Below are 13,629 nucleotides of genomic sequence, written 5' to 3'. Positions count from 1 at the left end.
GAGAGCAGCGCAGATGCAAGCATTCGGTTCCCAGTCCATGGCCCTCCCCTTGAAGCGCGTCATCATGCGCAAGCCGGACCACGTCATGGCAGGGGCCGAACGCGACGTCTGGCACTATGGGCCGCAATTCGATCCACGCAAGGCTTCCGAGCAGCATCGCGTGTTTGCCGATCTCGTTGCCCGTTCGGGCGCGGAGATCACGTGGATACGCGACGGCAATGACGGGCTGTCCGATTCCATCTTCACCCATGATCCATCGTTGGTGACTGACAAGGGCGCCGTTATCCTGCGCATGGGAAAGCCCCTGCGCCTTGAGGAAACGGACTTGCACCGGGAGACCTATCGGCAGATGGATGTGCCGGTCCTCGGCCGCATCGAGGCGCCCGGTACCGTCGAGGGCGGCGATTGCGTCTGGGTCGACGAAAAGACCCTGGCGGTTGGACGCGGGGTCCGTACCAATCAGGCGGGGATCGAGCAGCTCGCCGATATTCTCAAGCCGCTTGGCGTCACGGTTCTCGGCTTCGACCTGCCGCTCTGGCACGGAGAAGAAGCCTGCCTGCACCTTATGTCGATCATATCCCCGCTCGCCGAAGACCTTGCGCTTGTACACATGCCGCTGTTGCCGGCAGCGTTCTACCAACTGTTGAAAGAGCGCGGCATTCGCCTGGTTGCCGCTCCTGAAGCAGAATTTGCGGCCAGCAATGGTCTCAACCTCAACGTCCTGCCGACAGCACCCTATGAGGTCATTGCCGTCGCGGGCTTCGAGGGCACGAAGGCCGCCATGGAAGCAGCAGGCTGCACTGTCACAACCTTCGAGGCCGATGCGCTCTGCATCGCCTGCGAAGGCGGCCCGACCTGCCTCACGCGCCCTGTCTGGCGCCAATGAACGCTGAAACCGCCACCCGCAAGAGCTTTCGCCGCGAGGGCGAGGACAAGCGCCGCGAGGATCTTATCGCGGCAACGCTGGAATGCGTGGCCGAGCGCGGCCTTGCCGGTGCGACGGTACGGGAAATTGCGCAACGCGCCGGTGTCACCGCCGGGCTTATCCGCTATTATTTTCCGACCAAGGATGAACTGATCGGCGCGGCCTACCGTGCCGTCATGCAACGCATGACCGTGCAGGCGAGCGACGCTCTCAGAAGCGCGAATGACGATCCCCGCGCCCGCCTCTACGCCTTCGTGACCGCCAATCTCGGCCAGCCGATCATGGACCCGCACAATCTTTCGCTCTGGGCGGGTTTCATTGCGCTCGTCCACGCCGATCCGGCCATGGCAGCAGCACATCGCGACGGCTATCTCGGCTTCCGCGACGAACTCGAAATCCTGATCCGCGACGCCCTGCTGTCGGCAAGCGCTCCGGCCGAATCGCGCCACACCCGCAGCCACGCCATTGCCATCAATGCGATCATCGACGGGCTGTGGCTCGAAGGCTGCCTGGCCGGCGATATTTTCTCCGATGGCGAGTTGGCCGAAACCGGCATAAGCGCTATCGAAGCCGTACTTGGAATTTCTCTCAAAGCTGAAGGAGGCGCGCCATGATGCGCTATGCGTCTGTTACGAATCGTCTCGCGGGGCTTGGCTCTGACAAGTGGGCGGTGCATATGCGCGCCCGCGAAATGAAGCATGCCGGCGAAGACGTCATCGAGCTCACCATCGGCGAGCCGGACATCCCGACGCCAAACGATATGATTGATGTCGCAGAACGCTCGATGCGCGCCGGACGCACCGGCTATTCCAATGGCCGCGGTGAACCTGCAGTACTGGCCGCGCTTTCGGCCAAATATACCGCCCGCACCGGTCGCCCGATGGATGCCGAGCACATCATGTGCTTTCCCGGCACCCAGACCGCCCTCTCCCTCGTCATGCTTGGCATCGCCGAGGAAGGCGACGAGATCATAACAGGGGATCCGCTCTATGCGACCTATGACGGCGTCGTACGCGCAACCGGCGCAATGCGCGTCTCGGTGCCGCTGCGTCCGGAAAAGGGTTTTCGCATGCAGGCGGCCGACCTGGAAAAGGTCATTACGCCGCGCACCAAGGTGCTGCTGTTGAATACGCCGCACAACCCGACGGGCGCGGTACTCAGCGCCAGGGAAATCGCTGAAATCGGCGAAGTCTGCCGGAAACACAATCTCTGGATTGTCTCCGACGAGGTCTACGAGCAGCTCATATTCGACGGTACCTTTGCTTCGCCGCTCGATCAGCCGGAACTTGCGGACCGCACTGTCGCGGTCTCCTCCATTTCCAAGTCGCATGCGGCGCCGGGCTTCCGCAGCGGCTGGTGCGTCGGGCCGAAGGACTTTACCCGCCGCCTGCTGCCGCTTTCCGAATCGATGCTCTTTGGCGGCCAGCCCTTCATCGCGGATATGACCGCCTATGCGCTCGGCCAGCCTTCAGCCGCCGCATCGACGATGCGTGAAAGCTATCTTCGCCGGGCGCGTTCGATCGCCAGCCGCCTCGATGGCGTTGCGGGCATCGACTGCAAGATCCCACAGGCCGGAATGTTCATTCTTGCCGATATCCGCGCCACTGGTCTTAGCGGCGATGAATTTGCGATGCGGCTCCTCGAAGAAGAACTCGTCGCGGTCATGCCGGGCGAATCGTTCGGGGAAAACCTTGCCGGTTATCTTCGCCTCAGCCTCAGTGTCGCCGACGACAAGATCGACGCAGCCTGTGCCGGCGTCGTCCGGCTCGCATCACGCCTTCAGAAACGGAAATCCGCATGACCACGGTTGGTGAAGCTCTCGTTCATTTGCTCGAATCCTATGACGTCGATACCGTCTTTGGTATCCCGGGCGTCCACACCATCGAACTTTATCGCGGCCTTGCCGGCTCCAAGATACGCCACATTACCCCGCGCCACGAACAAGGTGCCGGGTTCATGGCCGATGGCTACGCACGCGCGACTGGCAAGCCGGGCGTCGCATTCGTCATCACCGGACCGGGCATTACCAATACGATCACTGCCATGGGACAGGCGCGTGCCGATTCCATTCCGATGCTGGTCATATCCGGCGTGAACCAACGCGACTCGCTTGGCAAGGGCATGGGTTACCTGCACGAACTTCCGAACCAGCGCGCCATGCTGCAGACGGTTGCAATGTTCTCGCACCGGATCGAAAAGCCCGATGAACTGCCCATCGTGCTTGCCCGGGCCTTTGCTCTTTTTGCGTCTCGTCGTCCGGGCCCCGTTCATATTGAAATTCCGCTCGACGTCATGGCGCTACCGCTCGAAGGCGCGCAGCGCGAGCCTTCCGATGCGCCGGTGCCGCACGCATCGACCGAAACCATAGCCGAGTTGGTCCGCCACTGCCTGTCAGCGGAACGGCCCGTCATTCTCGTTGGCGGCGGCGCAAAGTCTGCGGCGGACGGCCTTAAGGTTCTCGCCGAGAAGCTCGATGCGCCGGTAGTCGCCACCACGAACGGGCGCGGCATCATGCACAAGCATCCGCTGCTCATCCCGGCAAGCCCGAGCCTCAAGGCGGTGCGCGAGCTCCTAGCCGACAGCGATCTCGTCATCGCCATCGGCACGGAAATGGGACCGACCGACTATGACATGTACGCCGATGGCGGCTTCCCGGAATTGAAGCGCTTCGTGCGCATCGACATCGATGCCGGACAGCTCGATCGCTGGCCCGCATTCATGCCGATCGAAGCGGACGCGAAGGAAACCGTCGGGTCACTTTCTGCAGCCCTGCCGGACCGCAGAAACGGCCGAGGCGGCGAAGAACGCGCAAAGCGCGTGCGCGACGCGGCCTGGGCCGATGTCGGCGCGCGCATCCAGGGTCAGGTGCGTTTGCTCAATACGTTGCGCGATACGCTGCCCAATTCGCTCATCGTCGGCGATTCGACGCAAACGATTTACTCCGGCAACCTCTATTACGATCACGACCGCGTCGGCGGCTGGTTCAACGCTGCCACAGGTTTCGGAGCGCTGGGCTTCGGGCCGCCTGCAGCCATTGGCGCAGCCCTTGGCAAGCCCGAGACCTCGACGGTCTGCATTGTCGGCGATGGCGGCTTTCAGTTCGTGCTCGGTGAAATCGGCGCAGCCGTCGATGAAAACGTGCCGATGATCTTCATCGTCTGGAACAATCAGGGCTATCAGGAGATCGAGCGCGCCATGGTCGATGTGAATATCGACCCCGTTGGTGTTCGCCCCTCTGCTCCGGACTATATCAAGATTGCCGAAGCCTATGGCGTACCGGCCGAGCGTCTCAGCGATATCGGTGAACTCCCGGCTTCGCTGTTGCGAGGCAAGGCGAGCAATAGCCCATACCTGATTGAAATCGATGAAAAACTGGTTGGCTGACGGCTTGGAGCCGTCAGCCATTCTTCCGTCTTATGGACGGTGGATCGTCTTCACTTCAAAGAAGTCCTCGAGGCCGAACCTGCCACCCTCGCGGCCATTGCCGGACTGCTTGTAGCCTCCGAACGGACTGCCGTAGCGATGCGGTCCGCCGTTGATATGAACCATACCGGCCTTCAGCCTTGCAGCGACACGCTCGGCGCGCTTGGCGTCGCCGGTCTGCACGTAGGCCGCGAGACCATAGGGCGTATCATTGGCAATGGCGATGGCCTCCTCCTCCGTGTCGAAGGGTATCAGCGCCAGCACGGGGCCGAACACCTCTTCGCGCGCAATACGCATGGTATTGCTGACATCGGCAAAGATGGTCGGACGCACGAAATATCCGGTCTCGTAGCCCTCAGGCTTGCCTGCGCCACCAACGACGACGCGCGCGCCCTCGGCAATTCCCGCCTCAATGAGGTTTTGCACCCTTCCATACTGGACATGGCTGACGAGCGGGCCGATATGTTCACCCTCCTCCTCAGGATTGCCGACGCGCGCCTGCTTTCCGGTTTCTTCGGCAATCTTCACGGCCCGGTCATAAACCGAGCGCTGGACGAGCATGCGCGTCGGGGCATCGCAGGACTGGCCGCTATTATTGAAGCATTCAAGAACGCTGCCGGCGACGCGATCCTCGAGATCCGCATCCTCAAAAACGATGTTCGGCGATTTGCCGCCAAGTTCGAGGGTAACGCGCTTCACCGTTTCCGCCGCATCCTTGCTGACGGCGATGCCGGCGCGGGTCGATCCCGTAAAGGACATCATGTCGACGTCCCTGTGCCTGGAGAGCGCCGCTCCCACAGTCGCACCATCGCCATTGACGAGATTGAATGTGCCAGCCGGGAAGCCCGCCTCGTCGATCATTTCGGCGTAGAGCATGGCGTTGAGCGGCGTGAATTCGCTCGGCTTCAGCACGCATGTGCTGCCCGTTGCGAGCGCCGGGATGACCTTGAGCGCAATCTGGTTGATCGGCCAGTTCCACGGCGTGATCAAGCCGCAGACGCCGATGGGCTCGCGCACCAACAGGTCGCCATTCGGCAGTTCCTCGCGCATATGGAGATTCTTCAGCGCATCAATGAAGCCCTGAAGATGGCCGACGCCAACGTCCGCCTGCTGCTGCGTACTCATCGTGATAGGAGCGCCGAGTTCAAGGGTGATCGTTCTGGCCACCTCGTCATAGCGGCGCTTGTAGATAGCGAGCAGCCTTTCGAGCAGAACAAGGCGCTCGTCCACAGACGTCTGGCTATAGGTTTGAAACGCGTTCTTTGCCGCAGCCACGGCGCGGTCGATATCGGCGGCCGTGCCCACGGAAATAACCGCAATCGGCTGTTCAGTCGCCGGGTTGATGACTTCCAGATCGTTTGGCTCGAGCGGCTTCACCCATTCGCCATCGATATAGAAGTTGCGTTTGTCGAGCATGAAACTTTCCTCCGAGAACTTAGCCGTAGGCCCATTCTGACCAACAATCGGACGAAGGCAAGAACTTTATACGGTTGTATAATTAGATGGCGCGGAGAGCGGAATCATCGTTAAGGCGGCCGAGTGTGAGCGCTACGTCTAGTCCGCGAAAAATTCGGGCGCACGATTCATGATGGTTGTTCTCGATCCACAAATTGGCTAGAGGAGTGAGGCATACTTTTTATATTTTGAATTAAGGAAAATACTATGATCTCCCAGTCCACGTTGGGCCTCCGCCCAGGGCCTTTCCTTGTCGCTGAACGCTTCCTGCCGTCCCAAGTTTGGAGGATGGCATGACCGACGGCGACACTTTTGATCAGGAATTTGTCGATCTAATTGTCAAATTCGGAAAACGCGCAGTTCGCGCATCGGGATACATGATCGTTAGTTGGTTGCTTCTGCACCATAATCAGTTGGGCTTGCAGAGCAGCTGGGGCCTGCCTATAGCCTTTGGAATTCTGGGCTTCGCGTCGTCAAGCGCCCGGTTGGCTCAATTGGGGCTAGCTGCGTTATTCTGTATGGCTCTGTTGCCGATGAGTGAAATCAAGTCGATTATAAGCACGTTCATGTGACCAAGATTCGATCATTCGCCAAACTCTGCCTCATGGGTGGCATCTATAAGCAATATGGCGGCCGAGGCCGCCATATTTTGCTTAAGATTCAATTATTTGAGAGAAAATGGTGCGGTCGAGAAGACTCGAACTTCCACGTCTTGCGACACAGCGACCTCAACGCTGCGCGTCTACCAATTCCGCCACGACCGCACTCTGTGGTAGAAGCCGAACCAGTCGGCTCGCGGCATGTAGCAAATAGGTTTCGGTGAAACAAGCCCTATCTACCGATAATCCGATTGTTTTTTAGAAAGCCGGCATAAACCTTCACGCAGCCGCGCAAGACTGGAAATTCCGCCCGAAAAGGTCCATATGCGGCACACCCAACGCAATCGTTGAAACGAAGCCACGCCGGCTAAGCGAACTACGATTCTGGCGCAGGCAGAGATAACCGGACCGGCATTCATACCATGAGAACCATTCGCGACGACCTCGTCCCCGATTTCCTGCCCGAGGGCGAATCGTCACCCGTCGAATGGCTCGTTACCGATGGACTGACAGACTATGACACCGCCCTCGGCTTCATGGACGAGCGCGTGGCAGCCATTCGCGACGGCAGGGCGCGAGAACTGGTCTGGCTCGTCGAGCATCCGCCGCTCTATACAGCCGGCACCAGTGCCAAGGCGGCCGATCTACTCGTCGCCGATCGCTTTCCGGTCCATGCAACCGGACGGGGAGGCGAATACACCTATCACGGCCCCGGCCAGCGCGTTGCCTACGTCATGCTCGATCTGAAGCGACGGCGTGAAGACATACGCGCCTTCGTGACCTCTCTCGAACAATGGATCATCACCACGCTTGCCTCATTCAATGTTCGCGGCGAGCGCCGCGAGGATCGGGTCGGCGTCTGGGTCACCCGGCCGGAGCGCCCGCCCCTGCCCGATGGTTCGCCCGCTGAAGACAAGATCGCCGCCATTGGCATTCGCCTGCGCAAATGGGTGAGTTTTCACGGCATTTCGATCAATGTCGAACCGGATCTCGCACATTTCGACGGGATTGTTCCTTGCGGCGTGCGGGGCCACGGCGTAACCAGCCTCGTCGATCTTGGCCTGCCGGTCGACATGCACGATATTGATCGCGCCTTGCTGGACGCCTTCGAGGATGTGTTTGGACCAGTCGTTAAGGTCGCGGCGGCCTAGCCGGACCTCACGCGAATTCCATAATGACGGCATCGACGGCGAGACTGTCGCCGATTCTGGCGTTGATCGCCGAAACAATGTGGTCGCGATCGGCACGCAAAACGTTCTCCATTTTCATCGCCTCGACGATCGCGAGCGTTTCGCCGGCCTTCACTTCCTGCCCCACGGTAACATTGATCGACACGATCAGGCCGGGCATTGGGCAAAGCAGCAGCTTTGAGGTGTCAGGCGGCACCTTCACCGGCATCAACTTCTCGAGTGCGGCGACGTGATTTTGCATGGCGTGGGCGGTAACCGAAATGCCCTTCCAGTCAATACGCATGCCATTCAGCACCGGGCGAAGCTGCGCCTTGACAGAACGCTCGCCGATATAGCCGTCCCAGACCGCATCGCCGGGCTGCCAGTTGGCGCGAACCGTAAACACTTTCTCGCCATGCAGCCTGAATTCCATTTTTGATGGCGGATGGGCCGTGCAAGCATCGATATGGACAGGGACGTAGTCGTCGCCGATGCGGACTTCCCAATCGGCCCTGATTTTGCCTGTGTGCGGCCGCAGGCGATCGTTGAGGCGGTCGAGACGCTCCTTGCGCACGAGTTCAACGGCAAGCGCCACGCAGGCAAGGACATCACGATCCTCGTCTGCCGGGACCACGGGCTTGAAGCCATCGGGGAATTCTTCGGCTATGAACCCGGTGGAAAGTCGGCCCTCGCGCCAGCGCGGATGCTGCATCAGCGCGGCAAGGAAGGGAATATTGTGCTCGATGCCGTCGACGACGAACGCATCGAGGGCATCGGCCATTGCGTCGATAGCCTCAAGTCGCGTCGGCGCCCACGTGCAAAGCTTGGCGACCATCGGATCGTAGAACATGGAGATTTCCGACCCTTCGGTAACACCCGTGTCGTTGCGGATGATCGCCTTGCCCACTGGGCCTTCGCTGGGCGGCCGGTAGCGTGTGAGCCGGCCGATCGAGGGCAGGAAGTTGCGATAGGGGTCTTCGGCGTAAAGGCGGCTCTCCACCGCCCAGCCGTTGAGTTTGACATCGGCCTGCTGAAGACCAAGCCTTTCACCGGCGGCAATGCGGATCATCTGCTCGACAAGATCGATGCCGGTGATGAGCTCGGTGACCGGATGCTCCACCTGCAGGCGCGTGTTCATTTCGAGGAAATAGAAGTTGCGGTCCTTGTCGACGATGAATTCGACGGTCCCGGCGCTCTGGTAGTCGACGGCCTTTGCCAGCGCTACCGCCTGTTCGCCCATGGCCTTGCGGGTCGCCTCGTCAAGGAAGGGCGACGGCGCCTCCTCCACGACCTTCTGGTTGCGCCGCTGCACGGAGCATTCGCGTTCGCCGAGATAGATGCAGTTGCCGTGCGCATCGGCCAGCACCTGGATCTCGATATGGCGCGGATCGACGACGAATTTCTCGATGAATACACGATCGTCGCCAAAGGAGTTGCGCGCCTCGGACGTTGCCCGCTCAAAACCATCGCGCACCTCGGACTTGTCCCAGGCGATGCGCATGCCCTTGCCGCCGCCGCCTGCAGAAGCCTTGATCATCACCGGATAGCCGATCTCGCCGGCGATCTTTTCCGCATGCGAGGCATCCTTGATGATGTCGAGGAAGCCCGGGACAGTGCTGACCTTCGCCTCGTTGGCGAATTTCTTCGACTCGATCTTGTCGCCCATGGCGATGATCGCCCTGGGCTTCGGCCCGATGAAAATAATGCCCTGCTTTTCCAGCGCTTCGCAGAAGGAAGCGCGCTCGGAAAGGAACCCATAGCCCGGATGTACGGCTTCGGCCCCGGTGGCCTTGCAAGCCGCAATGATCTTGTCGGCGACAAGATAGCTTTCAGATGCGGCCGAAGGGCCGATATGCACGGCCTCGTCGGCCATTTCCACATGCACCGCATCGCGATCCGCGTCCGAATAGACAGCAACAGTGGCAATACCCATCTTGCGTGCGGTCTTGATGACGCGGCAGGCGATCTCGCCACGATTGGCGATCAGGATTTTCTTGAACACGTAAGTCCTCCCCGGAGCATGTTCCTGTTTCTATTGCCAATCGCGCACTTGCTCAACAGGTTCTTCGGCAGTCGCTCCGGTTGCGTTGCGCTTCTTGCCCTCGCGCCAGACCACATAGGCGCCAGAACCGATAATGATGGCAATGCCCAGCCACTTCGAGGCAGAAGGAAATTCGTTGAAGACGACGAGCCCGATGATCACGGCCATGACGATCTCGAGATATTGAAATGGCGCGAGCAGCGACGCCGGCGCAAGACGCGATGCATGCACGACGAGCAGGTGCCCGCCGGTTGCAATCGCGCCGATCGCGAAAAGAAGCAGCCATGAGAGCCCGGCCGTCGGTCTGCCAAGCGTCATGTCGCTCACGCCGAAGATTTGGCCGAGCACCAGGGCAATGATAACGGTGATCGTGCCGCCGATGCCGGCATAGAGCTGCATGACGAGCGGCGTGTCCGCATCGCCATAGCGGCGGTTGAGTATCAGGTAGAAGGCAAAAAGCGTCGCGGTGGCGAGCGGCAGCAGCGACACCCATCCGAAGAGTTCCCAGCTCGGCTGGATGACGATCAGGGTGCCGACAAACCCAACCGCGACAGCGCTGCGCCGGCGCCAGCCGACCTCTTCCTTGAGGATCAGTGCTGAAAGCAGGGTCAACATCAGCGGTTCGACGAAAAAGACGGCCATTGCATCGGCAAGGGGCATGTATTTCACGGCTGCGAAGAAGCAGAGGCTGCCGATGCCCATCAAAACGCCACGAAACATATTGCCCCAGAGCTTTGCCGGTTTCAGCGAACGGGCGCCACTGAGCGCGACGATAATCAACAGGGTCAACAGGGTTTGGACGACGAAGCGCGACAGGGTTACAGTCGCCGGCGGCATGCTGTCGACGGTCGAAAGCCATTTGGCGATCGCATCCATCATCGGCAGGAAAAACATGGCCGCGGCCATTGCTGAAACGCCCCTCAACTGTTGCGAGGTCGTGTTTTCCATGGCTTTGACCTTTCCGGATGAAGCAGGCGGGCGAGATGACTGCTGGCATATCGGCTCCGCAGAAAAAATCAATTGCTGGAGTGAGCCGGACATGTTCGTTCTTGGACCTCCTGACGCAGGCTGGATCCGAAAAGGTGAGTTGGAGGTAGAAAGTTGCTTGATACGCCCACGCGCATGGCATAGTCCTGTGGGTGAACACCAGAACAGACAGCGAACTCCCATCGCCTTTCCCCTCGGGGCATGCAAGGATTGCAGGTGATTCGAATTGGGATAGAATTGGCCGATCAAGACCATGGATGACAGCAACGATCTATTTTCTGCAGTCGTAAAGACAGCCCGCGAACGCCAGGCGGCGGTACAGTCGCGTCCGGAAACGAGCGTCCCTGCGTCATCCGAGCGATCAGTGCCGAGCGCGAAACTGCCGCAGAAGCAGGCCGCAGACAATAGTTACAGCGCTGCCGACATTGAGGTTCTCGAAGGGCTGGAGCCGGTGCGTAGGCGTCCCGGCATGTATATTGGCGGCACGGACGAGCGGGCGCTGCATCATCTCTTTGCCGAGGTCATAGACAATGCGATGGACGAGGCGGTGGCGGGCCACGCCAATTTCATCGACATTGAACTCGACGAACACGGCTATCTGTCGGTAACGGACAACGGTCGCGGCATCCCTGTCGACCCGCATCCCAAGTTCAAGGACAAGTCGGCCCTTGAAGTGATCATGACGACGCTGCACTCGGGCGGAAAGTTCGACTCCAAGGTCTACGAGACCTCGGGCGGCTTGCATGGCGTCGGCGTCTCGGTCGTCAACGCGCTCTCCGATCATCTCGAAGTCGAAGTAGCACGCAACCGCAAGCTCTATCGCCAGCGATTTTCGCGCGGCAACCCGCTCGGCCGGATCGAAGAAGTTGGCGACGTTCAGAATCGCCGTGGCACCAAGGTGACGTTTCACCCCGACGCGGAAATTTTTGGACAAGGCGCAAAATTCGATCCGGCGCGCATCTACAAAATGGCGCGCTCCAAGGCCTATCTTTTCGGCGGTGTGGAAATTCGCTGGAATTGCGCGCCTTCATTGCTGGATCCGAAGGACCCGACGCCGGATAGGGCGGTTTTTCATTTTCCCGGTGGGCTCAAGGATTACCTCAGCAACTCGCTTGGTAAGGAATTTCAGGTCACTCGTGAAATGTTTGCGGGAAAGACTGAAAAGTCCGGAGGACACGGCGCGCTCGAATGGGCTGTGACCTGGCACGGCGGCGACGGCTTCGTCCACTCCTATTGCAACACCATTCCGACGGGCGAAGGCGGCACCCATGAGGCGGGCTTGCGCATCGCCCTCACCCGCGGCCTGAAGGCCTATGCGGAGCTTGCCGGCAACAAGCGCGCCTCGATCATAACCACCGACGATGTGATGATCTCCTCTGCCGCAATGCTCTCCGTATTCATCCGGGAGCCGGAATTTGTCGGTCAGACCAAGGACAAGCTCGCGACGGTCGAAGCGCAGCGCATCGTCGAGAATGCCATTCGCGACCCGTTCGACCATTGGCTTGCCGCCTCGCCGCAAGAGGCGTCCAAGCTTCTCGACTGGGTGATCGACCGCGCGGACGAGCGGGTCAAGCGCCGGCAGGAAAAAGAGGTCAATCGCAAGTCCGCGGTCAAGAAGCTGCGGCTTCCCGGCAAGCTTGCCGATTGCAGCCAGACCGGAGCGATCGGCGCTGAGCTTTTCATCGTCGAAGGTGATTCCGCCGGCGGATCGGCGAAGCAGGCGCGTGATCGCGCGACGCAGGCTGTGCTGCCCCTGCGCGGCAAGATCCTCAATGTCGTCAGCGCCGGCCGCGAGAAGATGACCGCCAACCAGCAGATTAGCGATCTTATCCTGGCGCTGGGCTGTGGCACGCGATCGAAATATCGCGATGAGGACCTGCGCTATGACCGCGTTATCATCATGACCGACGCCGATGTCGACGGTGCGCATATCGCATCGCTGCTCATCACCTTCTTCTATCAGGAAATGCCGGATCTCATCCGCAACGGCCACCTGTTCCTCGGCGTGCCGCCGCTCTATCGCATCGCGCAGGGCGGCAAGGTCGCCTATGCCCGCAATGATGCGCACAAGGACGAACTCCTGAAGACCGAGTTTACGGGCAAGGGCAAGGTCGAGATCGGCCGGTTCAAGGGCCTCGGCGAAATGCGCGCCGACCAGCTCAAGGAAACGACGATGGACCGGCGCAAGCGTACGCTGCTTCGGGTCCAGATCGACGAGGAATGGATCAACGAGACCAAGCTTGCCGTGGACGATCTCATGGGCACGCGCCCCGACGCCCGTTTCCGGTTCATTCAGGATCGCGCGGCATTCGTCGAAGAACTCGATATTTGAGCTGAACTGATCTGGTTGTGCTCTTTTTGGCCCGCGTCGCGGGCCATCATGTACTGCGCCGCATCTCCGATGCTTGTCACATATCTATTTTATAACAATGCAATATTCATTGTCTCGGAGCTCATATTCGCCGAGCAACAACTTAATCGATCACAATTTTATTTAAGGAAATTGCCATGGGCCAGAAGATTGATCAATTCACCGAAAGCCTCCGTCTCAAGCTGACCGCTGCCAGCGAAAATCTGGATAGTCTCAAAGCCAAAATTGACGGCAAAGTCGACGATGCCGAGCAGGATGTGCGTGCCCGTCTCGATGAAGTGAAAGGCCGTATAGACGAGGGCAAGGCCTCGGTTGCAGCGGCAAACTCCCGGATCAAGAACTGGGTCGATGCCAAGAAGGCGGCAACGGACGATCAGATTTCTGAATGGAAGACGCAGCTCGAAGTCGACCGCCTCGAGGATCGCGCCGTATTGGCCGAAGAATATGCGCTCGCTGCGCGCGAAGTCGCCGCCGCTGCTATCGACGACGCGGAAGAAGCGTCACTCGAGGCATGGCTTGCCCGCAAGGACGCTGACACCGCAGCCGGCAAGTAACGCTCGTCGGTTAAGCCTGAAGAGTTTCATCCGGCGCTGACGCGCCGGATGGGCCTATCCTGTGTTGTACGTTAAGAACCTGCGATCCTTCGAGCAGGCGGGGCT

The 13,629-nt window shown here is 59.9% G+C and carries 11 protein-coding genes and 1 tRNA gene; 8 read left to right on the top strand and 4 right to left on the bottom strand.

Going from position 1 to position 13,629, the window contains the following annotated elements; translation table 11 throughout:
- The first annotated feature begins 13 nt into the window (after positions 1–13).
- From BR48_RS0117855 to BR48_RS0117840, 4 genes are read left to right on the top strand one after another with little or no spacing between them, the layout of a single operon-like run.
- The gene (locus BR48_RS0117855) at positions 14–886 is read left to right on the top strand and encodes an arginine deiminase family protein (RefSeq protein ID WP_027232557.1); all 873 of its coding nucleotides are present in this window, start codon (positions 14–16) and stop codon (positions 884–886) included.
- Complete coding sequence (locus BR48_RS0117850) at positions 883–1,539, top strand: TetR family transcriptional regulator C-terminal domain-containing protein (RefSeq protein WP_027232556.1); 657 nt, start codon at positions 883–885, stop codon at positions 1,537–1,539. The genes BR48_RS0117855 and BR48_RS0117850 overlap by 4 nt, the downstream gene beginning before the upstream one ends.
- Entirely contained in the window at positions 1,539–2,726 is a 1,188-nt protein-coding gene (locus BR48_RS0117845; protein WP_027232555.1) for an aminotransferase class I/II-fold pyridoxal phosphate-dependent enzyme, read from the top strand. The genes BR48_RS0117850 and BR48_RS0117845 overlap by 1 nt, the downstream gene beginning before the upstream one ends.
- A complete protein-coding gene (locus BR48_RS0117840) occupies positions 2,723–4,309 on the top strand; it encodes a 5-guanidino-2-oxopentanoate decarboxylase (RefSeq protein ID WP_027232554.1) in 1,587 nt (528 codons plus the stop codon). The genes BR48_RS0117845 and BR48_RS0117840 overlap by 4 nt, the downstream gene beginning before the upstream one ends.
- 30 nt (positions 4,310–4,339) lie before the next feature.
- Here BR48_RS0117840 and BR48_RS0117835 read toward each other — a convergent pair whose 3' ends face one another.
- The gene (locus BR48_RS0117835; protein ID WP_027232553.1) at positions 4,340–5,764 is read right to left on the bottom strand and encodes an aldehyde dehydrogenase family protein; all 1,425 of its coding nucleotides are present in this window, start codon (positions 5,762–5,764) and stop codon (positions 4,340–4,342) included.
- A 332-nt stretch (positions 5,765–6,096) separates the two neighbouring features.
- Here BR48_RS0117835 and BR48_RS0117830 point away from each other — a divergent pair, with 332 nt between their 5' ends.
- Entirely contained in the window at positions 6,097–6,375 is a 279-nt protein-coding gene (locus tag BR48_RS0117830) for a hypothetical protein (protein ID WP_027232552.1), read from the top strand.
- A gap of 107 nt (positions 6,376–6,482) precedes the next feature.
- Here the strand turns inward: BR48_RS0117830 and BR48_RS0117825 are convergent.
- Positions 6,483–6,567: transfer RNA gene (locus tag BR48_RS0117825), tRNA-Leu, on the bottom strand.
- A gap of 257 nt (positions 6,568–6,824) precedes the next feature.
- On the opposite strand from BR48_RS0117825, the gene lipB reads away from it, so the two are divergent.
- A complete protein-coding gene (gene lipB / locus BR48_RS0117820; protein ID WP_051615151.1) occupies positions 6,825–7,553 on the top strand; it encodes a lipoyl(octanoyl) transferase LipB in 729 nt (242 codons plus the stop codon).
- A gap of 7 nt (positions 7,554–7,560) precedes the next feature.
- On the opposite strand, the gene BR48_RS0117815 is transcribed toward lipB, so the two are convergent.
- Both BR48_RS0117815 and BR48_RS24895 read right to left on the bottom strand, forming a co-directional pair.
- Complete coding sequence (locus BR48_RS0117815; protein WP_027232550.1) at positions 7,561–9,573, bottom strand: acetyl/propionyl/methylcrotonyl-CoA carboxylase subunit alpha; 2,013 nt, start codon at positions 9,571–9,573, stop codon at positions 7,561–7,563.
- Positions 9,574–9,603: 30 nt separating this feature from the next.
- Complete coding sequence (locus tag BR48_RS24895; RefSeq protein ID WP_051615149.1) at positions 9,604–10,560, bottom strand: DMT family transporter; 957 nt, start codon at positions 10,558–10,560, stop codon at positions 9,604–9,606.
- A 292-nt stretch (positions 10,561–10,852) separates the two neighbouring features.
- Between BR48_RS24895 and parE the strand changes: the two genes are divergently transcribed.
- Together parE and BR48_RS0117800 are read left to right on the top strand one after the other, a co-directional pair.
- Entirely contained in the window at positions 10,853–12,931 is a 2,079-nt protein-coding gene (gene parE, locus BR48_RS0117805; RefSeq protein ID WP_027232549.1) for a DNA topoisomerase IV subunit B, read from the top strand.
- 176 nt (positions 12,932–13,107) lie between these two features.
- Positions 13,108–13,524 (top strand): hypothetical protein, encoded by a 417-nt coding sequence (locus BR48_RS0117800; protein WP_027232548.1) that lies wholly within the window; start codon positions 13,108–13,110, stop codon positions 13,522–13,524.
- Positions 13,525–13,629 lie beyond the last annotated feature (105 nt).

The organism is Phyllobacterium sp. UNC302MFCol5.2 (assembly GCF_000686005.1).
Taxonomy (GTDB): Bacteria; Pseudomonadota; Alphaproteobacteria; order Rhizobiales; family Rhizobiaceae; genus Phyllobacterium; species Phyllobacterium pellucidum.
Note: the sequence above shows the minus strand (reverse complement) of the source record. Positions and strands in the feature narration are given on the sequence as shown.